Source organism: Pseudomonas sp. 3A(2025) (assembly GCF_054589175.1).
In genome coordinates this window covers 110808-135829 of sequence record NZ_BAAILM010000050.1, presented here as the reverse complement: position 1 = coordinate 135829, position 25022 = coordinate 110808, and the positions used below count along the sequence as shown (strand labels likewise).

Annotated in this window: 23 protein-coding genes and 1 pseudogene; 11 read left to right on the top strand and 13 right to left on the bottom strand. The window is 62.8% G+C overall.

All coding sequences use genetic code 11. The features are described from left to right. The first annotated feature begins 59 nt into the window (after nucleotides 1-59). Nucleotides 60-1358 (top strand): MFS transporter, encoded by a 1299-nt coding sequence (locus tag ACYP2A_RS20035; RefSeq protein ID WP_459747543.1) that lies wholly within the window; start codon nucleotides 60-62, stop codon nucleotides 1356-1358. After that, nucleotides 1345-1968 carry an NIPSNAP family protein gene (locus ACYP2A_RS20030; RefSeq protein ID WP_459747542.1) on the top strand — a complete coding sequence of 208 codons (624 nt, stop codon included), beginning with the start codon at nucleotides 1345-1347 and terminating at the stop codon, nucleotides 1966-1968. The genes ACYP2A_RS20035 and ACYP2A_RS20030 overlap by 14 nt, the downstream gene beginning before the upstream one ends. A gap of 143 nt (nucleotides 1969-2111) precedes the next feature. Here the strand turns inward: ACYP2A_RS20030 and ACYP2A_RS20025 are convergent, their stop codons facing one another. From ACYP2A_RS20025 to mdlC, 4 genes are all read right to left on the bottom strand, one after another. Further along, nucleotides 2112-3002: a LysR family transcriptional regulator gene (locus ACYP2A_RS20025; RefSeq protein WP_459747540.1), complete on the bottom strand. Its 891-nt coding sequence runs from the start codon at nucleotides 3000-3002 to the stop codon at nucleotides 2112-2114. A 138-nt stretch (nucleotides 3003-3140) separates the two neighbouring features. Beyond that, a complete protein-coding gene (locus ACYP2A_RS20020; RefSeq protein ID WP_459747539.1) occupies nucleotides 3141-4220 on the bottom strand; it encodes an enolase C-terminal domain-like protein in 1080 nt (359 codons plus the stop codon). After that, nucleotides 4217-5401, bottom strand: coding sequence for an alpha-hydroxy-acid oxidizing protein (locus ACYP2A_RS20015; protein ID WP_459747538.1), 1185 nt, complete (start codon nucleotides 5399-5401; stop codon nucleotides 4217-4219). The genes ACYP2A_RS20020 and ACYP2A_RS20015 overlap by 4 nt, the downstream gene beginning before the upstream one ends. 9 nt (nucleotides 5402-5410) lie before the next feature. Next, nucleotides 5411-6997: a benzoylformate decarboxylase gene (mdlC, locus tag ACYP2A_RS20010; RefSeq protein WP_459747536.1), complete on the bottom strand. Its 1587-nt coding sequence runs from the start codon at nucleotides 6995-6997 to the stop codon at nucleotides 5411-5413. A gap of 283 nt (nucleotides 6998-7280) precedes the next feature. Between mdlC and ACYP2A_RS20005 the strand changes: the two genes are divergently transcribed. The 8 genes from ACYP2A_RS20005 to ACYP2A_RS19970 all read left to right on the top strand — a co-directional run bounded on the left by ACYP2A_RS20005 (nucleotide 7281) and on the right by ACYP2A_RS19970 (nucleotide 15648). After that, entirely contained in the window at nucleotides 7281-8609 is a 1329-nt protein-coding gene (locus tag ACYP2A_RS20005) for an MFS transporter (protein WP_459747535.1), read from the top strand. A gap of 35 nt (nucleotides 8610-8644) precedes the next feature. After that, entirely contained in the window at nucleotides 8645-9853 is a 1209-nt protein-coding gene (locus ACYP2A_RS20000) for an OprD family porin (protein WP_459747533.1), read from the top strand. Between the two features lie 130 nt (nucleotides 9854-9983). After that, a complete protein-coding gene (gene benA, locus ACYP2A_RS19995) occupies nucleotides 9984-11342 on the top strand; it encodes a benzoate 1,2-dioxygenase large subunit (protein WP_459747532.1) in 1359 nt (452 codons plus the stop codon). Further along, nucleotides 11339-11827 carry a benzoate 1,2-dioxygenase small subunit gene (gene benB / locus ACYP2A_RS19990; protein WP_459747530.1) on the top strand — a complete coding sequence of 163 codons (489 nt, stop codon included), beginning with the start codon at nucleotides 11339-11341 and terminating at the stop codon, nucleotides 11825-11827. Before benA ends, benB begins: the two co-directional genes overlap by 4 nt. Before the next feature lie 9 nt (nucleotides 11828-11836). After that, nucleotides 11837-12850 (top strand): benzoate 1,2-dioxygenase electron transfer component BenC, encoded by a 1014-nt coding sequence (gene benC, locus ACYP2A_RS19985; protein WP_459747528.1) that lies wholly within the window; start codon nucleotides 11837-11839, stop codon nucleotides 12848-12850. Between the two features lie 16 nt (nucleotides 12851-12866). Continuing rightward, nucleotides 12867-13640, top strand: a complete 774-nt coding sequence (locus tag ACYP2A_RS19980) for a 1,6-dihydroxycyclohexa-2,4-diene-1-carboxylate dehydrogenase (RefSeq protein ID WP_459747526.1) — start codon at nucleotides 12867-12869, stop codon at nucleotides 13638-13640. Between the two features lie 44 nt (nucleotides 13641-13684). Further along, entirely contained in the window at nucleotides 13685-14611 is a 927-nt protein-coding gene (gene catA, locus ACYP2A_RS19975; protein ID WP_459747524.1) for a catechol 1,2-dioxygenase, read from the top strand. Between the two features lie 74 nt (nucleotides 14612-14685). Next, nucleotides 14686-15648 (top strand): methyl-accepting chemotaxis protein, encoded by a 963-nt coding sequence (locus tag ACYP2A_RS19970; RefSeq protein ID WP_459747522.1) that lies wholly within the window; start codon nucleotides 14686-14688, stop codon nucleotides 15646-15648. Here the strand turns inward: ACYP2A_RS19970 and ACYP2A_RS19965 are convergent. The 7 genes from ACYP2A_RS19965 to ACYP2A_RS19935 all read right to left on the bottom strand — a co-directional run bounded on the left by ACYP2A_RS19965 (nucleotide 15605) and on the right by ACYP2A_RS19935 (nucleotide 22334). Then, on the bottom strand, nucleotides 15605-16222 hold the full coding sequence (locus ACYP2A_RS19965) for an RraA family protein (protein ID WP_459747520.1): 618 nt from the start codon (nucleotides 16220-16222) through the stop codon (nucleotides 15605-15607). The genes ACYP2A_RS19970 and ACYP2A_RS19965 overlap by 44 nt on opposite strands. Continuing rightward, nucleotides 16219-16611 carry a RidA family protein gene (locus ACYP2A_RS19960; protein ID WP_459747518.1) on the bottom strand — a complete coding sequence of 131 codons (393 nt, stop codon included), beginning with the start codon at nucleotides 16609-16611 and terminating at the stop codon, nucleotides 16219-16221. Before ACYP2A_RS19960 ends, ACYP2A_RS19965 begins: the two co-directional genes overlap by 4 nt. Nucleotides 16612-16627: 16 nt before the next feature. After that, nucleotides 16628-17956, bottom strand: a complete 1329-nt coding sequence (locus tag ACYP2A_RS19955; protein ID WP_459747516.1) for an MFS transporter — start codon at nucleotides 17954-17956, stop codon at nucleotides 16628-16630. A 136-nt stretch (nucleotides 17957-18092) separates the two neighbouring features. Further along, nucleotides 18093-19316 carry a Zn-dependent hydrolase gene (locus tag ACYP2A_RS19950; RefSeq protein ID WP_459747624.1) on the bottom strand — a complete coding sequence of 408 codons (1224 nt, stop codon included), beginning with the start codon at nucleotides 19314-19316 and terminating at the stop codon, nucleotides 18093-18095. 28 nt (nucleotides 19317-19344) lie between these two features. Beyond that, nucleotides 19345-20274: a 2-hydroxyacid dehydrogenase gene (locus ACYP2A_RS19945; RefSeq protein WP_459747515.1), complete on the bottom strand. Its 930-nt coding sequence runs from the start codon at nucleotides 20272-20274 to the stop codon at nucleotides 19345-19347. Continuing rightward, nucleotides 20271-21026: a class II aldolase/adducin family protein gene (locus ACYP2A_RS19940; protein ID WP_459747514.1), complete on the bottom strand. Its 756-nt coding sequence runs from the start codon at nucleotides 21024-21026 to the stop codon at nucleotides 20271-20273. Before ACYP2A_RS19940 ends, ACYP2A_RS19945 begins: the two co-directional genes overlap by 4 nt. 12 nt (nucleotides 21027-21038) lie before the next feature. Further along, the gene (locus tag ACYP2A_RS19935) at nucleotides 21039-22334 is read right to left on the bottom strand and encodes an MFS transporter (RefSeq protein ID WP_459747513.1); all 1296 of its coding nucleotides are present in this window, start codon (nucleotides 22332-22334) and stop codon (nucleotides 21039-21041) included. Nucleotides 22335-22484: 150 nt separating this feature from the next. Here ACYP2A_RS19935 and ACYP2A_RS19930 point away from each other — a divergent pair. Then, nucleotides 22485-23452: pseudogene (locus ACYP2A_RS19930) on the top strand (LysR family transcriptional regulator). Between the two features lie 18 nt (nucleotides 23453-23470). Here ACYP2A_RS19930 and ACYP2A_RS19925 read toward each other — a convergent pair. Continuing rightward, nucleotides 23471-24223 (bottom strand): amino acid ABC transporter ATP-binding protein, encoded by a 753-nt coding sequence (locus ACYP2A_RS19925; RefSeq protein ID WP_459747511.1) that lies wholly within the window; start codon nucleotides 24221-24223, stop codon nucleotides 23471-23473. Further along, nucleotides 24220-25008 (bottom strand): amino acid ABC transporter permease, encoded by a 789-nt coding sequence (locus ACYP2A_RS19920; RefSeq protein ID WP_459747510.1) that lies wholly within the window; start codon nucleotides 25006-25008, stop codon nucleotides 24220-24222. Before ACYP2A_RS19920 ends, ACYP2A_RS19925 begins: the two co-directional genes overlap by 4 nt. Nucleotides 25009-25022 lie beyond the last annotated feature (14 nt).

The following is a 25022-nucleotide window of genomic DNA, read 5'->3' as shown; positions in this document are numbered from 1 at the left end:
CCTTGTGCCGGTCCCACAGGGTTTGTGTCAGGACTCGGATTTGTGACGGAGCATTTTTCATGACCACACACAGCAATCCCCCGATGCGTCGCATTGTGGCCGCTTCAGTGATCGGCAATGCGCTGGAATGGTATGACTTCTTTCTGTACGGCACCGCCGCCGCGCTGGTGTTCGGGCCGTTGTTTTTCCCCGCCGGCACGGACCCGGTGCTCGGCACGCTGGGGGCCTTTGCAGGCTTTGCCGTTGGTTTTGTCGCGCGTCCCGTCGGCGGCATCATTTTCGGCCATGTGGGCGACCTGCACGGGCGCAAGCTGGCGTTGGTGATCACGCTGGCGATGATGGGCCTGGCGACCTTCCTCATGGGCTTGTTGCCCACCTATGAACAGGCTGGTTTTCTCGCGCCGTTGTCGCTGGTGCTGTTGCGCCTGGTGCAAGGCGTGGCCGCCGGCGGCGAGTGGGGCGGCGGGGTGCTGATGCTCAGCGAGAACGCGCCACCGGGCAAGGCCGGCTTCTATGCCTCGTTCAGCCAGTTGGGCGTCAGCGGCGGTTTTGTGCTGTCGGCCGGGGCGTTTTACCTGGTGCAGTTGCTGCCGCACGACAGCTTCATGAGCTGGGGCTGGCGCATTCCGTTTCTGGCCAGCGTACTGATCTTCGGCGTTGGCCTGTACATTCGCCACCGGCTGCCGGAAAGCCGTGCCTTCACCGAACAGAAGCAGGCTGCCGCGCAGCAGCATCTGCCGGTCATGCAGGTCTTGCGTGAACACCCCAAGGCCGTGCTGCAAGCCATGGGCTTGCGTCTGGCGGAAAACGGCGGGGCGTATATCTTCCTGTCGTTCTCGATGGCCTACGCCAAATTCACCGGGCTATCGACGCAGACCGTGCTGATGGGCGTGATGCTGGCGATGGTGCTCGAAGCGTTCAGCATCTTATTCTGGGGCTGGCTGTCAGACCGCATCGGTCGTCGCGCGGTGTATGCCTTCGGCTCGCTGAGTCTGGTGGCGCTGGCGTTTCCGTTTTTCTGGTTGTTCGACACCCACGATCCGGCGCTGGTGTACCTGGCACTGGTGCTCGGCCTGCCGGTCAGCCACGGCGCGATGATCGGCACCCAGCCTGCATTGATGGCCGAGCTGTTCCCCACCCATGTGCGTTACACAGGCCTGGCGCTGGGGCATGAAATCGCCTCGATCTTTGCCGGCGGTTTCGCCCCGCTGATCGCCACCGCGCTGTTCGCCATGGTGCATTCGGCGTGGCCGGTGTCGGTCATGTTGCTGCTGTTCGGTGCCGTGACCAGCCTGACCTTGTTGACTATGCCGCGTGGCACGCCGGCCTTGATCGAGACTAAACATGCACCTGTATGAATTGATCCGTTTCACCCTGCGCGTGCGCACACCGGCCCAGGCTTTACCGCGTCTGGAAAAAGCCCTGGGCGAGGCAGGCGAGGGCGTCAGCCTGGCCGGTTGCTGGGTCTCGGAAATCGGCCCGCAAAACACCATCGCCGTACTGCGCGGCTTCACCAGCAACGATGCGCGCCAGGCCGAACGCGAGCGGGTGCTGCTGGCGCCCGATGCCTTCGGTATTGGCGAGTTCGTGCTCGATCAGCAGATCGACGATTACCGGCTGTTCCCGTTTCTCGAACCGCTGGCGCCGGGCAAGCACGGGCCGTTCTATGAACTGCGCGAGTACAACCTGGTGACCTCGGGCCTGGCGCCGACCCTGGCCGGCTGGCGCAAGGCCGTCGAGCCGCGCACCAACGATGCTTATTCGCAGGTGTATGCCGCGTTCTACGCCACCAGCGGCCGGGTGCCGCGCTATTTGCACATCTGGCCGTACGCAAGCCTTGAGCAACGCCTGGACGTACGCACCCGCGCAGTGCAGGACGGCGTCTGGCCACCGGAAAACTCAGGGCCGCAGCTCAAGGAAATGAACTCGGTGGTGTACCTGCCGGCCGGGTTTTCGCCGTTGGGGTGATGCGACGCGGGTTAGACGTCGTAGGAGCTGCTGTAGGAGCGGCTTTAGCCGCGAACGGCCCCGACACGGTCTCGCGTCCTTCCCGGCTAAAGCCGGTCCTACAGGCGGAGCGCCGCCCGACGGAGCGCGGCGCTGTCGCCTGGCTACAAACACGAAATCGTCTCGCGCAAAAACGCGCAAAACCACAATTGCGCCGAGCTGTCGCCGCTGTGTTCGTGCCAGTGCAGGCTGACTTCGAACTCCGGCACGGTGAACGGTAGCGCCACGGTCTTGAGGCCGTTCTTTTCGGCATACACCGTGGCGACCCGTTCGGGCAGGGTGACCAGCAAATCGCTGGTCGAGATGATTTGCGGCAGCACGCTGAAGTGTGGCACGCGCAGGCTGACGGGGCGCTGGATGCCGGCTTCGCGCAGGCGGTCTTCGACAAAGTGGTGGCCGGTGCCGGCCGAGACCACCACGTGCCGCTCGTTGATGAATTGCGCCATCGACAGCGTGGTGTCGATGCGCGGGTGATCGGCGCGCAGCATGCACACGTAGCGTTCGATGAACATCAGCTCGCATTGGGCCTGCACCGGCAGATAGCTGCGGTTGCACACCGCCGCGTCGATCTTGCCGGTCTTCAGCCATTCATCCAGGCGGTCGATCTCGATCTGGATGATTTCCAGCTCCACCAGCGGTGCCTGGGCCTGCAGGCCGCGCAGCACGTGCGGCAGGAAAAACACTTCACCCAGGTCCGACAGCGCCAGGCGAAAACGCCGGGTGGATTGTTGCGGATCGAACTTGCGGGTCAGCGCCAGCGCGCGTTCGATGTCGGTCAGCGATGAGCGAAACGAGCCGTACAACTGCGAGGCCAGCACCGTGGGTTGCATGCCGTCGCGGGTGCGCTTGAACAGCGGGTCGCCCCATTGATCACGCAGCCGCGACAGCGCGTAGCTGACCGACGGCTGGGTCACGTGCAGGCGATCGGCAGCACCGGTGACGCTGCCGGTTTCGTAGAGGGTGACAAACACCCGGACGAGGTTGAGATCGATCATCGGGAAATAGACCTTATTGATGCCTACTCGCAGGACCGACCGGGCGGCGATCCGCTTTAGTCGGGAACAGTGGCGCTGCGGTTCCCGGCTAAAGCCGGTCCTACGACGGCGTTCCAACCCACGATTGGGTACAGCATCTTAGATCAGGTACTGCTCGATGGCTTTCTCGCGCCAGATGATGCCGATACCCGGCAGGTCTGGAATCACCGCGTTGCCGTCGACGAATTCCAGGGTCGGCTCGATGACGCTGCCGGCCAGGTCCAGGCGCTCCAGCCAGTGTGCCGTCGGCGTGGCTGCCAGCAGGTGGGCGCTGATTTCCTGAAACAGGTGGCTCGACATTGGCACCCCGAACTGCTGCGCCAGGGCGCTGGCGCGCAGCCAGCCGGTGACGCCGCCGATTTTCATCGCATCCGGCATGGCCAGCCGGCAGGCGCTGGCTTGCAGGGCCTTGAACATCTCTTCAGGCCCCAGCCAGTTCTCGCCCATCTGCACCGGCACATCGAGCGCCGCCTGAATACGCTGGTGACCGGCGTAGTCATGTTGCAGGGTCGGCTCTTCGATCCAGGCCACACCCAGGTCCTGCAAGGCCTGACCGCGCTTGATCGCGGCCGGTACATCGAGGCTCTGGTTGTAGTCGACCATGATGTCGAAGCCATCGCCGACCGCGCGGCGAATGCTGCTCACCACTTCAAGGTCCTGTGCCAGCGTGGGGTAACCGATCTTGGTCTTGATCGCGCGGAATCCGCATTCGGCAGCGGTGGCGGCGCGTTCGGTGGCCAGCTTCACGCCGTCCAGGCTGTGGCTGTCGTAGCTGGGAATGGGCCGGGCGCTGGCGCCGAGCAAGCGCACCAGCGGCAGATTGTGCGCCTTGGCCAATGCATCCCAGGCGGCCATGTCCAGACCGGCGGCGGCCATGCGCACCAGACCGGTAAAGCCGGCCAGGCAAAAACGTTTGGCCAGCATGGCTTCAAGGTCGATCGGCGCCAGCGGCTGATTGATGATCAGCAGCGCCATATCGTCGAGCAATTGCTTGAGTGCTTTCAGCGCCACCGGCGTATAGGCGAACAGGTACGCGTGGCCGGTGACGCCGGCATCGATGGTCAGGTCGATCAGCACCAGCGGCGCGGTGCCCACGGTGCCGACGGCCGTATGCACCGGGTACGACAGCGCGACGTTGATGGCGCGGGTGCGCAGGCCGGTAATCAGAATATCGCTCATGCCAAAGATCCTTTAACGCGCATCAGCGGCGCGCTTGAATGTGAGGGACGGCCTTCGTCGTACAAAAAGTCCGCGGACAACGAGGCAATGTCGGGGCAGCCGATCTGCGCCAGGGTGCGGTCGATATCGGCCTTGAGCAGAGTCAACACTTCGTCGACCCCGGCCTGGCCGCGCGCCGCCAGCCCATACAGTGTCGCGCGGCCGAGCAGCACCGCCTGGGCGCCAAGGGCCAGGGCCTTGACGATGTCCGAACCCCGGCGAAAACCGCTGTCGATCAGCACCGGTTTGTCGGTACGCGCCACGGTGTCGGCGAGCACTTGCATGGGCGAGATCGCGCCATCGAGTTGCCGGCCGCCATGGTTGGAGAGGATCACGCCATCGGCGCCTTCCTCAATGCAACGCTGCGCGTCTTCGCCGCTCAACAGGCCTTTGACCAGCAATTTGTGCGGCCATAAATCGCGCAGCCACCGCAGCGCCTGCCAGTCGAAGCTGGCGTCCATCTGCCGGCTCATCAGCGCCGCCTGCATCTCCAGGCTGGAGGTTGCGCTGCTGACAAAGTTGGCCAGTTGCGGCATGCCATGGCGCAACAGGTCCAGCGACCAGCGCGGGTGCAGGCAGCCGTCGAGCATGACCTTGGGCGTGTAGCTCATCGGCATCTTGAAACGGTTGCGCAGGTCGCGTTCGCGATAGCCGTTGACCGCCACGTCGGTGGTCAGGACCAGCGTGGTGTAGCCGGCGTTCAAGGCCTTGAGCACCATGCCCTGAGCGATTTCACGGTGGATGACATACAGCTGAAACCACAGCTCGCCATCGCACTGGCGGGCCAGGTCTTCGATAGACAGGTTCGACGCGGTCGACAGCACGAACGGAATGCCCGCCTTGCCGGCCGCTTTGGCCAAAGCCAGATCTCCGTTGGGCCACAGCGCGCCATTGAGGCCGGTGGGGCCGATCAGCAGCGGCATGCTTTGCGGCTTGCCCAGTATCTGGGTGTTCAGGCGGCGCTGGCTGACATCGACCAGGCGCCTGGGCTTGAAGCGCCAGTGTTGGAACACCGAGCGGTTATGGCGCAGTCCGTGTTCATCCTCGGCGGCGCCTTCGAGATAGTCGAACACCATGCGCGGCAGGCGCTTGCGCGCCAGCTGGCGATAGTCCTCGACGTTCAACAGGGTTTGATGAGTCATGACCCGGCCTTAATCCAGTGGACCCAAAGTACTGACCTCGATCAGCACCGGCGCCTTGAGCGCCAGCGCCTCTGACAAGGCGGCGGTCAGTTGCGCCTGGTCGCCGGCCTTGATCGCGTGCATGCCGTAACCCTTGGCCAGGGCGCAGAAATCGATGCCCGGCACATCCAGCCCCGGCACCTTCTCGGCCTTGAGCACGCCGGCAAACCAGCGCAGGGCGCCGTAGGTGCCGTTGTTCATGATCACGAAGATGGCCGGAATCCTGTACTGCACAGCGGTCCACAAGGCGCTGATGCTGTAGTTGGCCGAGCCGTCGCCGATCACCGCGATCACCTGCCGCTCAGGCTCGGCCAGTTGCACACCGACCGCTGCCGGCATCGAGAAACCCAGCCCGCCGGCGGCGCAGAAGTAGTAGCTGCCGGCGTGGCGCATGTTCAGGCGTTGCCACATCACGGTGGTGGTCGAGGTCGACTCGTTGAGGTAAATGGCGTTTTCCGGGGCCAGGGCATTGAGGGTGTCGAACACCGTTTCCGGGCGTAGTGCGCCGGGACCTTGGTCGACGGTTTCCGGCAGCGGCAGGGCGTTCGGCAGCGGTTGCGTGCGCTCTGTTACCCGTGCCGCCAAGCCTGCGGCCATCAGGCCGATATCGGCGACGATGGCATCACCCATCGGCGCACGGGCCGCTTCCAGCGGGTCGCAGGTCACCGCGATCAGGTGCGTGCCGGGTTTTAGGTATTGGCCCGGATCGTATTGGTGATAACGAAACACCGGCGCGCCGAGCACCAGCACCAGGTCATGGCCTTCGAGCAATTGCGCAATCGTCGCGATGCCGGCCGGCAACAGGCCGCGAAAGCACGGGTGACGGGTCGGAAACGGACTGCGCGGCGCGGACGGCGCAACCCACACCGGCGCCTTGAGGCGTTCGGCGAGGGTCACGCAATCGGCGTTGGCATTGGCGGCATCGACATCGGGACCCAGCACGATGACCGGGTTGCTGGCCTCGCTGAGCTGTTGCGCCAAGTGATCCAGCGCGCTGTCATCCAGGCGCACGGCGGTACTGACCTGACGATCGAACAGATGGTGCGACTGCGGGTCGGCATCCTGATCCCAGTCGTCGTAGGGCACCGACAGATACACCGGCCCGCGCGGCGCCATGCTCGCCATATGAATCGCCCGGCTCATGGCATGCGGCACCTCGCTGGCGCTGGCCGGCTCGTAGCTCCATTTCACTAATGGCCTGGGCAAGCTGGTGGCGTCGACATTGGTCAGCAAGGCTTCGACGCCGATCATCGCCCGTGTTTGCTGGCCGGCGGTGACGATCAGCGGCGAGTGCGAATTCCAGGCATTGCTCAGGGCGCCCATCGCGTTGCCGGTGCCGGCCGCCGAGTGCAGGTTGATGAACGCAGGCTTGCGACTGGCCTGCGCATAGCCATCGGCAATGCCGACCACCACGGCCTCTTGCAGGGCCAGGATGTAGCGAAAGTCTTCGGGAAAGTCCTTGAGAAAAGGCAGTTCGTTGGAGCCGGGATTGCCGAAGACCGTGTCGATGCCCTGGCGGCGCAACAGCTCGTAGGTGGTCGAATGTACCGAAGCCATGGTGAGGTGCTCTCATTATTAGAGGATGAGGGCACCATAAGATTGGTCTATGAATAGATCAAATAGATAGATTTTAAGGTTGTTTATCAGCTGTGTTTATAAAGGTGTTAAGCATGAAAATAGAGAGTTCTTATTTTTAATTCAAAAAACTATCTATTTGATCTATTTCTACCTGCTGCATAACGTGACGCTCACAGCCTTCCTGCCTGTAACCCGCCATTCGATTGCCCGGACCGCGCCCTTGCGGTTCTTAAAACAACTACAACAACAAAGAGTAACTGCCATGCAACGTATCAATGCAGTGGACGTCGTCGACTCCGCGAAACTGAACGGCTTTCACTATCTTCTGGTGTTCTGGTGCTCCTTCATAATGATGTTCGATGGCTATGACCTGGTCATCTACGGCTCGGTGTTGCCGCACCTGATGACCGAGTGGAGCCTGAGCGCCGGCCAGGCCGGGATGCTGGGCTCCAGTTCCATGCTCGGCATGATGGTCGGCGCCTTGACCCTCGGCACGGTCGCCGACCGTTTCGGCAGGCGCCCGATCATCCTGTTTTGCGTGGCGCTGTTCAGCCTGGCGGCATTCGCCAATGCCTTCGCCCACGATGCCACCACCTTTGGCCTGTGCCGCTTTCTGACCGGCGTCGGCCTGGGCGGCGTGGTGCCCAACCTGGTGACGATCCTCAAGGAAATGTCGCCCGGCGCGTACCGCAACCGCCTGATCAACCTGATGCTGAGCTTTTTTGCGGTCGGCGGCCTGCTCTCGGCACTGGCGGGCATGTACCTGATTCCGGCGTTCGGCTGGCATTCACCGTTCTACATCGCCGGCCTGTCGATCGTGGCCTTGCCGCTGCTGTACAAGACCCTGCCCGAATCGGTGGCGTTTCTGGTGCATCGCGATCGCCAGGCCGACGTCGCCCGCGTGCTGGGCAAGATCAACCCTGCACACAAACCGGTCGGTGAGGTTCACTACCAGCTCGATGCGCAAAACGCTGGCGCCGGCACCTCGCTGGTCGCGCTGTTTCAAGGCGGGCGTTCGCTGGCCACGCTGATGCTGTGGCTGTCGTTCGGCATGTGCATGCTGATGGTGTACGGGCTCAACACCTGGCTGCCCAAGCTGATGAGCAGTGGCGGTTACCCGCTGGGCTCCAGCGTGATGTTCCTGTTTGTCATGAACGTGGGTGCCCTGATCGGCCAGTTGGCCAGTGGCGTGATTGCTGATCGCTGGGGCTGCAAGCCGACCTTGCTGGTGCTGTTCGCGGTCTCGGCCATTTCCATTTCGTTGCTGGGCATCAAGCCCGACGCGGTCACCCTTTACGCGCTGCTGCTGCTGGCCGGTGGCGCCACGGTGGGTTGCCTGTCGCTGGTGCACACCCTGGCCGCCGACCTGTACCCGGCCAATGCCCGTTCCACAGGGGTCAGCATGGCTGCCGCCGTCGGGCGTTGCGGAGCGGTGGCGGGTCCGTTGTTGGGCGGTTATCTGCTCAGCCTGAGCCTGCCGTTTGCGCAAAACTTCCTGTTGTTCGGCCTGCCCGGTGTGCTGGCGGTGGTGTCGGTGCTGTTGATCACCCAGCGACATGTCGCTGCCAGTGTCGAAGCGGTGAAAGTATGAAGACCGTTAGCCAGATTAAAGTGGCGGGAGCGTTGATGACGTTGACACTGGGCGGTCAGGCGCACGCAGATGTGGTGCAGGACAGTCACTTGTCGCTGGGGCTGCGCAACTTTTACGTCGACCGCGATTTCAAGCAGGACAACGCGCCCAAGTCGCGGGTCGGCAGCTGGAGCCAGGGCTTTGATCTGCAGTTCAAGTCCGGCTACACCGACGGCCCGATCCAGTTCGGCCTCGATGCCGCAGGGCAATACGCTTACCGGCTCGATGGCGGCGGCGGGCGTGGTCCCGACACCGTGTTGCCCTATGACCTGAGCAAGGGCGAGCCAGTGCGTGATTACGGGCGGGCAGGGCTGACGGCGAAGATCCGGGTGTCGAAAACCGAGCTGCGCATCGGCGAGCAGCGGCCCACGCTGCCGGTCGCTTTCATGGATGACTCACGGCAACTGGTGACCACCTACGAAGGCGCCACGATCGAGTCCAAAGAATGGTCGAACCTGACTATTAACGCCGGGCGCTTCTGGAAAATCGCCAGCCGCGAATCGACCAACCGCGAGGATATTTATCTGTTTGGCGACACCCGTGCGCAGAGCAGCGACGGGCTCAACTTTGCCGGTGGCCGCTACGATTTCACCCCGGCCTTGAACGTCTCGTACTACTTTGCGCAACTGGAAGACATCTACCAGCAGCACTACCTGGGCGCCGCCTACACGTTCGATCTGGGCAATGGCTACAGCCTGAAGAACGACGTGCGCTTCTACGACACCCAGGATGAAGGCGCCAAGCGTTCCGGTGATTTCGACAACCGCGCGCTGGGCCTGATGACCGCCCTTAAAAAGAACGGCCACACCTTCACGCTCGCCTGGCAGCGCATGAGCGGCGACGATGCCTTCCCGTTATTCAACGGCTATGCGCCGCAACCGACGCTGGTGAACTGGTCGACCATCGCCTTCTACAAACCGGGCGAGCGCTCCTGGCAGGCCCGTTATGACTACGACTTTGCCGGCATGGGTGTGCCGGGCCTGAAGTTCATGACCCGCTATATGCGCGGCACCAACATCGACCGCGGTGCCAGCCTGCAAGACAACGTCGAGAGCGAGAGCAACCTGGTTGTTTCGTATGTGGTGCAAGGCGGCCCGCTCAAAGGCGTGGCTTTCGAGGGGCGCAACATCAAGGTCAAGACCCGCTTCGGCGCGGATTTTGACGAGAACCGCCTGATCACGACCTACACCTGGAAGTTCTGGTAGGCATCACGCCCGCGTTTTATCCACCCCTTTTGCGAGATATGGATAGAGGTCTGCACAAACTGGATATTTCCGGCTTTGCACAGGCCCCTACCATGCTCTGCATTGAACAATAACAACGGAGACCCTGGCCATGTCCTTGGGAATTGAGTACCTGAACAGTTTGCTTGAGGAAGATGAAGCGCAGGGCGTCTACCGCTGCAAGCGTGAAATGTTCACCGACCCGCGCCTGTTCGACCTGGAGATGAAACACATCTTCGAAGGCAACTGGATCTATCTGGCGCACGAAAGCCAGATTCCCAATAAAAACGATTTCCTGACCACGCAAATCGGCCGTCAGCCGATCTTTATCGCGCGCAACAAAGACGGCGTGCTCAATGCTTTTCTCAACGCCTGTAGCCACCGTGGCGCAATGCTGTGCCGGCACAAGACCGGCAACAAGTCGTCCTACACCTGCCCGTTTCACGGTTGGACCTTCAACAACAGCGGCAAGCTGCTCAAGGTCAAAGACCCGACCGATGCCGGCTATCCGTCGAGCTTCAACTGCGAAGGCTCCCACGACCTGACCAAAGTCGCGCGGTTCGAGTCGTATCGCGGCTTTCTGTTCGGCAGCCTGAACGCTGACGTGTTGCCGCTGGTCGAGCACCTCGGCGAGTCGGCAAAGATCATCGACATGATCGTCGACCAGTCGCCCGAAGGCCTGGAAGTGCTGCGCGGTTCCAGCTCGTATATCTACGAAGGCAACTGGAAGCTGACCGCCGAAAACGGCGCCGATGGTTACCACGTCAGCGCCGTACACTGGAACTACGCCGCGACCCAGAACCAGCGCAAACTGCGCGAGGCCGGCGAAGAAATCAAGACCATGAGCGCCGGCAGTTGGGGCAAGACCGGCGGTGGTTTCTACTCGTTCGACAAGGGCCACCTGCTGCTGTGGACCCGCTGGGCCAACCCCGAAGACCGTCCGGCCTACGAGCGCCGTGACGAACTGGCCCGCGACTTTGGCCAGGCGCGGGCCGACTGGATGATCCAGAACTCGCGCAACCTGTGCCTGTACCCCAACGTGTATCTGATGGACCAGTTCAGCTCGCAGATTCGTATTGCGCGGCCGATCTCGGTGAACAAGACCGAAATCACCATCTACTGCATCGCACCCAAAGGCGAAAGCGCCGATGCGCGGGCCAAGCGCATTCGTCAGTACGAAGACTTCTTCAACGTCAGCGGCATGGCCACGCCGGACGACCTAGAAGAATTCCGCTCGTGCCAGACCGGCTACGGCGGCGGCACCGGCTGGAACGACATGTCGCGCGGCGCCACCCACTGGATCGAAGGGGCGGACGCGGCGGCACAGGAAATCGAACTCAAGCCGCTGCTGTCTGGCGTACGTACCGAGGATGAAGGCCTGTTCGTGCTGCAACACAAGTACTGGCAGCAGACCATGATCAAGGCGGTAGAAGCCGAGCAGTCGTTGATTCCTGTGGAGGCCGTGCAATGAGCCGCACTTACGAAATCGTCCGCGATTTTCTGTTTCGCGAAGCGCGCTACCTGGATGACGCCCAGTGGGATCAATGGCTGGAGCTGTACGCGTCGGACGCCACTTTCTGGATGCCGGCCTGGGACGATAACGACACCCTGACCGAAGACCCGCAAAAAGAAATCTCGCTGATCTGGTACGGCAACCGTGGTGGCCTGGAAGACCGCGTGTTCCGGATCAAGACCGAGCGCTCCAGCGCGACGATTCCCGATACCCGCACCTCGCACAACCTCAGCAACATCGAGGTGATTGAAGAGGGTGATGGCGTGGCGCAGGTGCGCTTCAACTGGCACACCCTGAGCTTTCGCTACAAGACCGTCGACAGCCACTTCGGCACCAGTTTCTACACCCTCGACATGCGCGGCGAACAACCGCTGATCAAGGCCAAGAAGGTCGTGCTGAAAAACGATTACGTGCGTCAGGTCATCGACGTCTACCACATCTGAAGGTGCCCCATGAGCTTTCATATCGTGCTGAATTTCGAGGACGGGGTGACCCGTTTTATCGACGCCACCGCCAGCGAAACCGTCGCTGACGCCGCTTACCGCCAAGGCATCAACATTCCGCTCGACTGCCGCGACGGCGCCTGCGGCACCTGCAAATGTTTCGCCGAGGCCGGCCAGTACGATCTGGGCGATGAATACATCGAAGACGCCCTCACCGAAGAGGAAGCTGAACAAGGCTATGTGCTGACCTGCCAGATGCGCGCGGCCAGCGATTGCGTGATTCGCATTCCAGCGTCCTCGCAGGTGTGCAAGACCCAGCAAGCCAGCTTCGACGCCGCAATCAGTGATGTGCGCCAACTGTCGGAAAGCACCATCGCGCTGTCGATCAAGGGCGACGCGCTGGCCAGCCTGGCGTTCTTGCCGGGCCAGTACGTCAACCTGCAAGTGCCGGGCAGCGAACAGACCCGCGCCTATTCCTTCAGCTCGTTGCAAAAGGGCGGTGAGGTCAGTTTTCTGGTGCGTAACGTACCGGGCGGCTTGATGAGCAGCTTTTTGACCGGCGTGGCCAAGGCCGGCGATGCGATGCGCCTGACCGGGCCGTTGGGCAGCTTTTATCTGCGCGAGATCAAACGGCCTTTGCTGTTGCTCGCCGGCGGCACCGGACTGGCGCCGTTTACCGCGATGCTGGAGAGAATCGCAGAGCAGGGCAGCGCGTATCCGGTGCATCTGATCTACGGCGTGACCAACGATTTCGACCTGGTGGAGCTTGAAAAACTCGAAGCCTTCGCCGCCCGCATTCCGAATTTCACCTGGCGCGCCTGCGTGGCCAGCCCCGACAGCGGCCATCCGCACAAGGGCTATGTGACCCAGCACATCGAGGCCGGGCACCTTAACGAAGGCGAGGTCGATATCTACCTGTGCGGCCCGCCACCGATGGTCGAAGCGGTCAGCACCTACATTCGCGACCAGGGCCTGACGCCGAGCAATTTCTACTACGAGAAATTCGCCGCCAGCGCGGCCTGACACTAACGAGGTTGTCATGAATACGAGATTTATCGGCAAGGTCGTCGTGGTCACCGGTGCTGCGCAAGGCATCGGTCGTACCGTGGCGGAGCGTCTGGTGCAGGAGGGCGCGCAAGTCGTGGCCGTTGATCGCTCTGACCTGGTCTTCGAGCTCAGTCGTGAGCTGGGCGATGAGCAGGTTCTGGCCCTGACCGCTGACCTTGAGCAATACACCGATTGCAGCCGGGTCATGGCCGCCGCCGTGGAGCGCTTCGGGCGTCTGGATGTGCTGATCAACAACGTCGGCGGCACGATCTGGGCCAAGCCTTTCGAGCATTACGCCGAACACGAGATCGAGGCCGAGGTGCGCCGCTCGCTGTTTCCGACCCTGTGGTGCTGCCATGCGGCCTTGCCGTACATGCTCGCCCAGGGCAAGGGCGCCATCGTCAACGTCTCGTCCATTGCGACACGCAGCATCAACCGCGTGCCGTACGGCGCGGCCAAGGGCGGGGTCAATGCGCTGACCGCGTGCCTGGCATTTGAAAACGCCGAGCGCGGCATTCGCGTCAATGCCACCGCGCCGGGCGGCACCGAAGCGCCGCCACGGCGCATCCCGCGCAACAGTGCCGAGCAGAGCGCAGACGAAAAGGTCTGGTACCAGCAGATCATCGACCAGACCCTCGACAGCAGCCAGATGAAGCGCTATGGCACGATCGATGAGCAGGTCGGCCCGATCCTGTTCCTGGCCTCGGACGAAGCTTCGTACATCACCGGCGTGACCTTGCCGGTCGGCGGCGGCGATTTAGGCTAAGTCTTTAAAAAGAACGCTCAACAAGAACAAGACAGGTGAACCGCATGACCGTGAAAATCTCCCATACGCCAGAGCTGCAAGCGTTCTTCAAAGAAGCCGCCGGCCTCGGTAACGACGACGGTAACCCGCGGGTAAAAAGTATTATTTTGCGGGTGCTGCAAGACCTCGCGAAGCTCGTCGAAGACCTGGAAGTTACCGAAGACGAATTCTGGAAAACCGTCGACTATTTCAACCGCCTGGGCGGTCGCAGCGAGGCCGGCCTGCTGGTTGCAGGGCTGGGCGTCGAGCATTTTCTCGACCTGTTGCAGGACGCCAAGGACCAGCAGGCCGGCCTTACCGGTGGCACACCGCGCACCATCGAAGGCCCGCTGTATGTGGCCGGCGCGCCGATCAGCCAGAGCGAAGCGCGCCTGGACGACGGGTCCGAAGACGGTGTGGCCACGGTGATGTTTCTGCAAGGCCAGGTGCTCGACCCGGACGGTAAACCAGTGGCCGGCGCGACCGTCGATCTGTGGCAAGCGAACACCAAAGGCACGTACTCGTTCTTCGACTCGACCCAGTCCGAATACAATCTGCGCCGGCGCATCATCACCGATGAACAGGGCCGTTACCGTGCGCGCTCCATCGTGCCTTCCGGCTACGGCTGCGACCCGCAAGGCCCGACCCAGGAATGCCTGGACCTGCTCGGCCGCCACGGCCAGCGCCCGGCCCACGTACACTTTTTCATCTCGGCGCCCGGCCATCGCCACCTGACCACGCAGATCAACCTGTCGGGCGAGAAATACCTGTGGGACGACTTCGCCTATGCCACCCGCGACGGCCTGGTTGGTGAAGTGCTGTTCCGTGAAGACGGCGCACGCGGCATCGAAGGCCGCTACGCCGAGATGACCTTCGACTTCCAGTTGCAGAAAGCCGTCGAGCTTGAAGCCGAGCAGCGCAGCAACCGCCCACGGGCCTTGCAGGAGGCCTGACCGCGCCGCAGGTTTATCGCGTCCCTCCGGGCCCGCCTTGATTGGCCGGCCCGGTTTTTTGCGTTTGCTGTCCCATGCCAATAACAATAATGAGAATAATCATGCACACACCCAATACCCGCTTGCGTCTTGCCGCCTTCGTACAACTCGTTGCGGTACTGGCCTGCCTTGCCGCAGGCCTCTACCCCGAACACCTCACGGTTTGCCTGAGCCTCGGTGTGCTGGCGCTGATCGCCGCCGGCGGGCTGTATCACTTCGACAAGGTGCAGACGATCGAGGTGCGCGTCGAGGTGCCGGTCGAACCGCTGATTGCGCCGCGTACCAGCCTGGTCGAGGCCGTGCGTGCGCCGGAACCGGTGCCGCTCGATCCGCGCCTGCACAGCAGCCTTGGCGAACTGGCCCTGGCGATTCATGCCACCGAGCAGGACATGCGCCTGGCCAATCAGATGGCGCGCGAGGCCGGCGGCAAGGTCAATGCCAGCGCGCAGAGCATTCAGGCCTCGGCGAAAATCCTCGGTGAACTGGACCAGTCCATGGGCCAGTTGGCGCATTCCTTCGATGAACTGGGCGGCCAGTCGCTGCAGATCAGCGCGCTGGTCGGCAGCATTCAGGACATCGCCCGGCAAACCAACCTGTTGGCCCTTAACGCTGCCATTGAAGCCGCCCGCGCCGGCGACCATGGTCGCGGCTTTGCCGTGGTCGCCGATGAAGTGCGCAACCTGTCGCGCCGCGTGACCGACTCCAGCGCGCAGATTCATCAGATCGCCCAGAACCTGGAACGCACCGCCGATGAAGCGCGCGGCGGCATCGATCAGTTGGGCGCTTCGGCCCGCAGCGGCCTGGCGCAGTCCGATGAAGCGCTGCAATCGATGCAAAGCCTGCGCGAGGCGGCGGTGGCGCGGATGGAGATTGTCGAGCGGGTCATGGGCCGGCTGGCGGGACAGCGGCTGTTGACCACGCAAGTCGAGGGGCTGTTGGCCGAGCCTGCAGCGCTCACGACAAGCGCAACACCTGCTCAATCGGTTCGCCATGCTTGATCCTTGCCAGCAACAACGGCTCGGCGGCGTCGCTGGCCAGTGCGCGGTCGATGACCGCTTCAAGCGCTGACGTCGAGGCGATCAGCACGCCGTTGTCATCGCCCAGCACCCAGTCGCCCGGCAACACCGTCACACCGGCGCAATGCACCGCGACGTTGTGGGCGCTGCCGGGGTCGCTGCGCAGCTTGGTGGTCAGCAGGCTGGTGCCACGGGCAAACACCGGCAGGCTGGCCTCACGCAGTTCCGCCAGGTCGGTGATCACGCCATCGACCACGATGGCCTGTGCGCCCTGGGCGTTTGCCGCGCAAGCGGTGACGGTGCCGACGCAGGCGTGCCGGTGGTCACCCTGCATGTCGATGACCAGCACTTCACCGCTTTGCAGGCTGGCCAGTGCCTGATTGACGGCAAAGGCATCGGCGTTGCCGACCCGCAGGGTTCTGGCCCGGCCGATGACCTTGATGCCAGGTAGCTGCGCGGCAATAAGCGGGCTGACAAAGCCGTGTTCCATGAAGTGCCCCAATGTGGCGAAGCTGACGCGCTGGAGTTTTTGCAGCAGGCTGGGTGTGTCGGTCATGCTTGAGCTCCTTGTGCAGTGATCAGTTCGGCAACGCAGTCGATCTCCAGGGCCACGCCCCACAACGCCACGCAGACCGTGGTCCTGGCCGGTGGCGCGTGGCCCAGCACTTCGCTGTAGATGCGGTTGAACGGCTCCAGTTGCGCAGGATCGGTGAGGTAGCCATTGACCTTGATCACATGATCGAAATCGGAGCCGGCCGCGATCAGGATCGCTTCCAGATTGCGCAAGGTCTGGCGCACCTGCTCTTCAAAGCTTTCAGGCTGCGAGGCGAAATCGCCGCTGGCCGGAATCTGTCCGGCGGTGAACACCAGATGGCCGCTGATCACGGCCTGCGAGTAAGGGCCCACCGGGCCGATGCTGCCGGCTGCTGCGTTGATGCGTTTCATGGAGTTGTTCCTTCAGTCACGGTTTGTTGGCGCGGGTCAGGTCGCGCTTGAAGGTTTCGGTCAACAGCAGCAGGGCAATCAGCGAGATCGCCGCCGAGCCGATCATGTACCAGGCTACCGATGAGCCCTTGCCGGTCCAGGCCAGCAAGGCGGTGGTCACGATCGGGGTCGCGGCGCTGCCCAGCAGGCCGGAGAGCATGTACGACACCGACAGCCCGGAATAACGCACCCCGGTGCCGAACAGCTCGGCGAGAAAGGTGGCGATAGGGCCGTAGTTGGCGGCAAAGGCGGTCATCAGCAGCATGTAGCCGAGAAACACCAGCGGCAGCTCGCGAGTGTCCATCAGCCAGAACATCGGGAACGCCACCAGCGCTTCGGCGACGATGCCGGCGATGATCACCGGCTTGCGCCCGTAGCGGTCTGAAAGGGCGCCGAACACCGGCAGCAGGACGATGCACAAGGCGCACGAGGCCAGCACCACGCTGAGCATGGTCGGGCGGCTGAAGCCCAGGGTCTGGGTGCCGTAGGTCAGGCCGAAGGCGACGATGATGTTGAACGAGGCGCCGGTGGACATGGTGGCGATGCCGCCCAGCAGCACTTGCTTCCAGTACTTGCGAAACATCTCGGCCAGCGGCAGTTTTGCCGGTGCTGCCGTTTTTTTCTCCTGATTGAAGACCGGTGTTTCATGAATGTTCAGGCGGATATACAGGCCCACCGCGATCAGCAACGCGCTGGCGAGAAACGGAATGCGCCAGCCCCAGGCCAGCAGTTCTTCTTGCGGCAGCCAGGCGGCAATCGCCAGGAATGCCAGGTTGGCGATCAGGGTGCCGGCCGGAACGCCGATCTGCACCCACGAGCCATACAGGCCGCGTTGATGCGCCGGTGCATGCTCGACCGCCATCAACACCGCGCCGCCCCATTCACCGCCCAGCGCCAGGCCCTGAATGATGCGCAGGGTCAGCAGCAGGATCGGTGCCCAGATGCCGATGGCGGCGTAGTCCGGCAGCAGGCCGATGGCGAAGGTGGCGGCGCCCATGACCAGCAGCGAAATCAGCAGCATCGACTTGCGTCCCAGCTTGTCGCCGAAGTGGCCGAACAGCGCCGCCCCGACAATCCGCGCGCCGTAGGCCGACGCGAAGGTGCCGAATGCCAGCAAGGTGCCGACCAGGGCATCGAAGGCCGGAAAGAAGATCTTGTTGAAGACCAGGGCCGAGGCCGTGGCGAAGACGAACAGGTCGTACCATTCCACGGTGGTGCCGATGACGCTGGCGACGGCGACTTTTTTCATGTTGACCGGGGTTTCGCTGACCGAAGCCGGGTCTTTTATGCACGCAGTACTGTTCATGCCTTATGTCTCCAAAATGAGCGGTGCTCAACGGATGGTGTTTTTCTGGGCAGCAGGGAGGTGCAAGCGCCCGCGTGCGGGCACTTCAATCAATCATTGTTGAATCAGGCCTCGACGGGCCCTTGGTGGAGAAGCGTTAGCGCATCAGGCGCTCGGCGACGGCGTTGAGCAGCACGTCGCAGCCCCTGCGCGCATCGTCCGGCAAGACGTCTTCGGCTTCGTTGTGACTCAGGCCACCGACGCACGGGATGAAAATCATAGTGGTCGGGCAGTGGCGGGCCAGCAGAATCGCGTCGTGGCCGGCACCGCTGACGATGTCCTGATGCGCATAGCCCAGCGCCTCGACCGCACGCCGCACCGCCGCCACGCACTCGGAGTCGAACGGCGTGGCCGGGCTCAGCCAGTGACGAGTGATCGCAAGCTGCAGGCCGCGATGCTCGGCCACGCGCTGGAAATGCTCATGCACCTGCTGCTCCATCAGCGCGATCTGTGCATCTTCATGATGGCGCAGGTCAACAGTGAAGGTCACGTTGCCGGCAATGGTGTTGCGTGACGACTTGGCAATGTTCAGCTGGCCGATGGTCACCAGCCCCTTGGGGCTGAACCCGCAGGCGAGGGCTTCGAGTTGCGCGGCCATTTCAGCGACGCCGAACAGCGCGTCCTTGCGCAGCGCCATCGGCGTGGTGCCGGCGTGCGCGCTCATGCCCTGAACCTGCACGTCCAGCCAGCAGATGGCCTGGCCACCGGTCACCACACCGACCGGCACACCGTTGTCTTCCAGAATCGGACCTTGCTCGATGTGCGCCTCGAAATAGGCGTCGAACGGCCGCTTGAATGCCAACTCACCGACATGACCGGTGCTGTCCAGGGCCTGGGCGACGCTGATACCGCCTACGTCTTGCGCATCCAGCGCGGTCTGCAAGGCCAGCGATCCGGTGAATACCGCCGAGCCGAACATGGCCGGGGTAAAGCGTGCGCCTTCTTCGTTGGTCCACACGGCAATCTCGATCGGGCGCGGGCTTTTCAGGCCTTGCTCGTTGAGGCTGCGCACCACTTCCAGGCCGCACAACACGCCATAGATCCCATCGAAGCGACCGCCCTTGGGCTGGGTGTCCAGATGGCTGCCCATCACCACCGGCGGCAGGCTGTCATTAAGCCCCGGAAGGCGGGCGAACAGGTTGCCGATGGCATCGAAAGCCAGGCTCATGCCGGCCTCGCGGCACCAGCCCATGAACAGCTCGCGACCAGCCTTGTCCTCGGCCGACAGCGCCAGCCGGCAGTTGCCGCCCTTGGCGGTGGCGCCCACCCGGGCCATGTCCATGAGGCTGTTCCACAGCCGTTCGCCGTTGCAGTTCAACAGGTTCATGCAATTTCTCCTACGTGTGGCGTCAGTAACCCAGGGCAGGGTCGACCCGATTGTTCAGTGCAACGCCTGCGAGCAAACGCCGAGTGTTTTCCGCGACCTGACGGGCGATGCAGGCATGCGAGGCGGCCGAGGCCATGTGCGGAGTAATCACCACGCCGGGCATGTGCCACAGCGGGTGCTCGGCCGGCAGCGGCTCGTGCTCGAAGACATCCAGTACCGCGCCGCGCAACTGGCCTTTGGCGAGCGCGCTGTGCAGGTCATCGATCAGCAGGTGAGCGCCACGCCCGCCATTGACGATGGCCGCGCCTTTGGCCAGTTGCGCAAAAGTGTGCCGGTTGAGGATGCCGCGAGTGGCGTCGGTCAGTGGCAGCAAGTTGACCAGCAGGTCCAGGCCATCGAGAAACGCCGCGAACCCGGCCTCGCCGTGATGACACGCCACGCCGGGCAGGGTCCGTTCACTGCGTGCCCAGCCGCGTACGGCGTAACCGGCGCCAGCCAGGTCTTCGGCGATGGCCGTGCCCAGTGAGCCCAGGCCCATGACCCCGACCTTGAACGTGCCGGCCGGGCGTTGCGGGTGACGCTGCCACAGGTTGCTGCGCTGTTGCGCGATAACCCGGTCAAAGTCGCGGTGGTAATGCAGCACGCACCAGCGAATGTATTCGGTCATGCCGCGCCGGTGATCGGGGTCGACCACGCGGCACGTCGGTACGTTCGGGCCACTGCAGTCGGTGCCGAGGTGGTCGACCCCGGCGGCCACCGAATGCACCAGTCGCAAGCGCGGCAAGCGTGCCAGGCTGCCGGCCGGTGGATACCAGCAGGCGGCGACTTCGGCTTCGACGGCAGCCGGGTCATCGGCCAGCACCACGTGCAGCGCCGGCGCGTGTTCGGCGAACGCGGCCTGCAATTGACCGAGCAATAGTGTGTCGCGGCTGAGCAGAACGAGGGTGGTCATGAGCTGTACGACTCGCGCTGGTCTTCGATCAGGGTGAGCGCGGCCTGCCAGCTCAACTGGATGATTTCTTCGGCTTCATCGCGGTCGAACTGCTGCGCGGTCAGGCGGCACACTTCATCGCTTGGGTAAACCAGCTTGCCGCCACCGGCCAGCGCCTGGATCTGGGCCTGGCAAGCACGTTCCAGAAAGTGGATCTCGTGGAAGGCCTGGGCCACGCCGGTGCCGGCCGCCAGCAGGCCGTGGTTACGCAGGATCATGGCCTTGTGCGGGCCAAGGTCGGCGACCAGGCGCTCGCGCTCGTCCAGTGACAGGGCGATGCCTTCATAGGTGTGGTAGGCCAGCTTGCCGTAGAACTTCAGCGCATGCTGACTGATCGGCAGCAGGCCTTGTTCCTGCGCGGCAACGGCCATGCCGGCGGCGGTGTGGGTGTGGATCACGCAGGTCAGGTCAGGGCGCGCCATGTGAATGGCCGAATGAATCACAAAGCCTGCGGCGTTGACCCGGCTGCGCGCCGGATCGCCCTCGACCACACGGCCGTGTTCATCGATGAGCACCAGATCGCTGGCTTTCATGAGGTCGAAGGCCACGCCGTAACGGTTGATCAGAAAGTGATGTTCATCACCCGGTACACGCAGGGTGATGTGCGTGTCGATCAGGTCGGTCATGCGAAAGTAGGCGATCAACCGGTACAGGGCCGCCAGGTCACAGCGTGCCTGCCATTGCAGCGGGTTGAGGATTTCGGGCTTCAACATAAAAACTCCTGTTTAAAAGGCCGCGCGGGGCTGGGCCAGGGTGTCCTGGCGCAGACGGGCAAGGCCGCACACGCCAAACAGTGACAGGCCCGCCAGCAGGCTGAAGAACAGGGCCAGTGGTAACCATTGGCCGGCGAATCGAGAGGCCAGCAAGGTGCCGATGATCGGTGTGGTGCCGCCGGCGGTGGCACAGATCAACTGGTAGGCCAGAGAAATGCCGCTGTAGCGCAAATGCGTCGGAAACGCCTGGGCCATGTAGCCGGCAATCACCGCGTAAAGGCCCGACAGGGTGACCACCGCCATGGCGATGCCGAGGGTCATGAGCACCAGGTTCTGGGTGCCGACCAGCAGGAACATGGGGTAGGGCATGGCCATCGACAGCAAGGCCGCCAGCATCAGGAAACGGCCCTCGCCGATGCGCTCGGCCAGCAAGGCGCTCAGGGGCTGCGAGATGAACTGAATGAGGGTGACGACGAACAGGCAGTCGAGAATGGTCGCCCGCGAGATGCCTTGATATTGGGTCACGTAGGTGATCATGAAGGTGTTGGTGAAAAAGAACCCGGCCGAGCCGATGGTCACCGCACAGGCGGCAAAGAAAATCTGCCGCCAGCAGGTTTTCACCACCTCAAGCACCGGATAGCGCGATGTCGTGCCCGACTCGCTGACCTGCTTGAATTCGGGCGACTCTTCGACACCGAAGCGAATCGCCAGGCCGATCAGCATCAGCACGCCGCTGGCCAGAAACGGCAGGCGCCAGCCCCACTCGGCAAATTGCGCAGGTTCAAGCGAGGTGACCAGGCGAAAGGCGATCAGCGCCAGCAGCAAACCCGCCGGGCTGCCCAGTTGCGCAAACGAGGCATAAAACGTTTTGCGTTTGGCCGGGGCATGTTCGCTGGCCATCAGCACCGCGCCGCCCCATTCGCCGCCCACCGAAATGCCCTGCACGATGCGCAGGATCACCAGGCCGATCGGCGCCCAGATACCGACACTGGCATAGCTGGGCAGCAAGCCGATGCCGGTGGTGGCCAGGCCCATCAACACCATGGTGAACAGCAGCATTTTCTTGCGTCCCAGGCGATCGCCCAGATGGCCGAAGATCATGCCTGCCAACGGCCGGGCGATAAAGCCGACGGCAAAGGTGCCGAAGGCGGCGAGGGTGCTGAGGGCTGGATTGTCGCTGGGGAAAAACACCTGGCCAAGAATCAGTGCTGCGGCCGTGGCGTAGATATAGAAATCATAGAATTCGATGGTGGTGCCCACAAAGGCAGCGGCGGCCGCACGGCGTGGTTGTGTCGATGTAGTACGCATACAAGGCCCTTGGCTTTTGTCTTTCTGGCAGGGTTTCAAACAGGTCACGGTGCGCTCTGTGGCGCTTGCAGGCTTTATCCCTTAACCTCGATGTTTAATCAATTTGCTAATACTTATTCTAATTATTAAGCCTGCTACTAATGGTGTTGCATGAGTGATCACGACGTACCGCCCACAGGGCAAGACTGGCAGGGCAGACGCTTTCTCAATGACCGGCTGGACTGGAACCTGCTGAGAACCTTTCTGGCCATCGGCCAGGAAAAAAGCATCAGCCGGGCGGCCGCGCGCTTGTTCATCACCCAGTCGGCCGTCAGCCAGTCGCTCAAGCGCCTGGAGGAACAACTGGAACGCTGATCCTGCGCCGGGGCCCGCGTTTCGATATGTCGCCGGCTGGCGAAGAAGTGCTGCGCATCGCCGAAGAGATCTACGGCAATGTCTCGCGGCTGGCGGCCACGGTGAAAAATCCCGAGGACGATATCGTCGGCAAGGTGCGCATGCTGACCATCAGCCAGGTGCAGTCGGCGCTGTACGATGATTTTCTGGTGCAGTTTCACCGTGATCATCCACGGGTCGAACTGGAGATCGAGGTCATGCGCAGCTCGGATATCCAGAGTTCGCTCAACCAGAGAACCGCGACCGTCGGCCTTGGCTTGTGCCGTTTTCCGCAGGCCCGCCTGGAGCAGCGGCGCCTGTTGCGCCAGCGCTATGCGTTCTTCTGTGGCAAGCGCCACCGATTGTTTGGCCAGCGGCGTTTGCCGCTGGAAGCGTTGCAGGGCGAAAACTTCGTCAGCTTCACCAGCGACCAGATTGGCGGCAACCTGTCGCCGCTGACCGTGTTCAGGGACCAGCAGGGCTTCACCGGCAAGATCGTGGCGTCGTCATCGAGCTTCGAGGAGATCCGCCGGCTGATCATTGCCGGCTACGGCATCGGCTGTTTGCCCGAGCACCTGGTGGATATCGACCTGCACAACGGCCTGATCTGGCGCTTGCCGCCGGCGGAAGGTGTGGTCGATGTCGATGTGTTCCTGATGTGGAACCGCGAGCAGCGCATGAACCGCGCCGAGCGGGTTTTTCTCGAATCGTTCCAGCGCGTGCTGGAGCCGCTGCCGGCGCCCTGAAGCGCCGGCCTGCCGGGCTCAGTGATTGAGCACGCGACTCAGGAACGAGTTGATGCGCGGGTTCTCGTGGTCGCGCTGGAAGAACGCCTCGGGCGAGGCGTCGAAGGCGATCCGGCCCTGATCGAAGAACATCACCCGGTCGGCCACTTCGCGGGCGAAACCCATCTCGTGGGTGACCACGATCATGGTCATGCCCGACGACGCCAGCTCGCGCATGACATCCAGCACCTCCTTGACCATCTCCGGGTCCAGCGCCGAGGTCGGCTCATCGAACAGCATCACCCGTGGCTGCATGGCCAGGGCGCGGGCAATGGCCACCCGCTGTTGCTGCCCGCCAGACAACGAGTAAGGGTGCTTGTGCGCATGATCCTGCAAGCCGACCCGGCGCAGCAGTTCCATGGCCCGCTCGTTGGCCTCCGGGCGACGCATGCCGCGCATGCGCCGAGGGGCGAGGGTGATGTTGTCGAGCACGCTGAGGTGGCTGAACAGGTTGAATTGCTGGAACACCATACCGACATCCTGGCGCAGTCGATCCAGGCGCTTGTTGTTGTCGTCGATTTCGGTGCCATCAATGATGATCTGCCCCTTGTCGTGGCGTTCGAGGCGATTGAGCGTACGCAGCAGGGTACTTTTGCCAGAGCCCGAAGCGCCGACAATCACCGTCACTTCACCGGCACGGAATTCGGTGCAGACGTTTTGCAGCACATGGTGGGTGCCAAAGTATTTATGCAGGTTGCGCACTTCGATCAACACATTGCTGGCGGCAGTCATGATTGGCGACCCTCTACATCCATACGTTTTTCCACGGCATTGGAAATCTGCGTCAGCAGCGTGGTGAGCAGCAGGTAGATCAGTGCTGTGGTCATCAGCGCCGGCAGCGGCTCGAAGGTCGCCGCCTGCAAGCGGTTGCCGACGTTGGTCAACTCCACCACGCCGATGGCGTAGGCCAGTGACGAGTCCTTGAGCAGGGCGATGAAGTTGTTCACCAATGGCGGCAAAGAGATCTTGAAAGCCTGCGGGAAGACCACATCGAAAAAGGTATAGCCGCGTGAAAGGCCCAGCGAGCGCGAGGCTTCGGTTTGCCCGCGTGGCACGGCGAGCAGGCCGGCCCGAATCGATTCGGCGTTGTAGGCCCCGGCATTGAAGGCCAGGGCTACGCAGGCCGAGGTGAAGTCATCGAGTACCAGCCAGGGCAACAGCGACGGCAACGCCAGGAACACGAACAGGATCTGCACCAGCAGTGGCGTGCCGCGAATGATCCAGATATAGAACGCGGCCAGGTAGCGTACTGGCGCAAATCCCGACATTTTTCCCAGCGCGGCCATCAGCCCCAGCAGGATGCCGAACACCGCCGCCACCAGGGTCATCTTGAGGGTGGTGCGGGTGCCGTCGGCAAACATGGCCGCATTCGAGGCGATGGGCTCCGGTACATACGAAAGCGGAATCGCGATCAGCCACATGGCCAGCATCAGGAGCGTCACCCCCAATGCAATGGCCAGGGTGCTCCGCTGTTGGCGTGACCAGGATTTTGGCCAGCTCGAGAAGAGGAAAGTCATGGTGTTATCGCTCT

What these genes read in the sequence shown, in the direction of transcription:
- ACYP2A_RS20035 (WP_459747543.1), top strand. Translation starts at nt 60, where the DNA reads ATGACCACACACAGCAATCCCCCGATGCGTCGCATTGTGGCCGCTTCA.
- ACYP2A_RS20030 (WP_459747542.1), top strand. Translation starts at nt 1,345, where the DNA reads ATGCACCTGTATGAATTGATCCGTTTCACCCTGCGCGTGCGCACACCG.
- ACYP2A_RS20025 (WP_459747540.1), bottom strand. Translation starts at nt 3,002, where the DNA reads ATGATCGATCTCAACCTCGTCCGGGTGTTTGTCACCCTCTACGAAACC.
- ACYP2A_RS20020 (WP_459747539.1), bottom strand. Translation starts at nt 4,220, where the DNA reads ATGAGCGATATTCTGATTACCGGCCTGCGCACCCGCGCCATCAACGTC.
- ACYP2A_RS20015 (WP_459747538.1), bottom strand. Translation starts at nt 5,401, where the DNA reads ATGACTCATCAAACCCTGTTGAACGTCGAGGACTATCGCCAGCTGGCG.
- mdlC (WP_459747536.1), bottom strand. Translation starts at nt 6,997, where the DNA reads ATGGCTTCGGTACATTCGACCACCTACGAGCTGTTGCGCCGCCAGGGC.
- ACYP2A_RS20005 (WP_459747535.1), top strand. Translation starts at nt 7,281, where the DNA reads ATGCAACGTATCAATGCAGTGGACGTCGTCGACTCCGCGAAACTGAAC.
- ACYP2A_RS20000 (WP_459747533.1), top strand. Translation starts at nt 8,645, where the DNA reads ATGACGTTGACACTGGGCGGTCAGGCGCACGCAGATGTGGTGCAGGAC.
- benA (WP_459747532.1), top strand. Translation starts at nt 9,984, where the DNA reads ATGTCCTTGGGAATTGAGTACCTGAACAGTTTGCTTGAGGAAGATGAA.
- benB (WP_459747530.1), top strand. Translation starts at nt 11,339, where the DNA reads ATGAGCCGCACTTACGAAATCGTCCGCGATTTTCTGTTTCGCGAAGCG.
- benC (WP_459747528.1), top strand. Translation starts at nt 11,837, where the DNA reads ATGAGCTTTCATATCGTGCTGAATTTCGAGGACGGGGTGACCCGTTTT.
- ACYP2A_RS19980 (WP_459747526.1), top strand. Translation starts at nt 12,867, where the DNA reads ATGAATACGAGATTTATCGGCAAGGTCGTCGTGGTCACCGGTGCTGCG.
- catA (WP_459747524.1), top strand. Translation starts at nt 13,685, where the DNA reads ATGACCGTGAAAATCTCCCATACGCCAGAGCTGCAAGCGTTCTTCAAA.
- ACYP2A_RS19970 (WP_459747522.1), top strand. Translation starts at nt 14,686, where the DNA reads ATGCCAATAACAATAATGAGAATAATCATGCACACACCCAATACCCGC.
- ACYP2A_RS19965 (WP_459747520.1), bottom strand. Translation starts at nt 16,222, where the DNA reads ATGACCGACACACCCAGCCTGCTGCAAAAACTCCAGCGCGTCAGCTTC.
- ACYP2A_RS19960 (WP_459747518.1), bottom strand. Translation starts at nt 16,611, where the DNA reads ATGAAACGCATCAACGCAGCAGCCGGCAGCATCGGCCCGGTGGGCCCT.
- ACYP2A_RS19955 (WP_459747516.1), bottom strand. Translation starts at nt 17,956, where the DNA reads ATGAACAGTACTGCGTGCATAAAAGACCCGGCTTCGGTCAGCGAAACC.
- ACYP2A_RS19945 (WP_459747515.1), bottom strand. Translation starts at nt 20,274, where the DNA reads ATGACCACCCTCGTTCTGCTCAGCCGCGACACACTATTGCTCGGTCAA.
- ACYP2A_RS19940 (WP_459747514.1), bottom strand. Translation starts at nt 21,026, where the DNA reads ATGTTGAAGCCCGAAATCCTCAACCCGCTGCAATGGCAGGCACGCTGT.
- ACYP2A_RS19935 (WP_459747513.1), bottom strand. Translation starts at nt 22,334, where the DNA reads ATGCGTACTACATCGACACAACCACGCCGTGCGGCCGCCGCTGCCTTT.
- ACYP2A_RS19925 (WP_459747511.1), bottom strand. Translation starts at nt 24,223, where the DNA reads ATGACTGCCGCCAGCAATGTGTTGATCGAAGTGCGCAACCTGCATAAA.
- ACYP2A_RS19920 (WP_459747510.1), bottom strand. Translation starts at nt 25,008, where the DNA reads ATGACTTTCCTCTTCTCGAGCTGGCCAAAATCCTGGTCACGCCAACAG.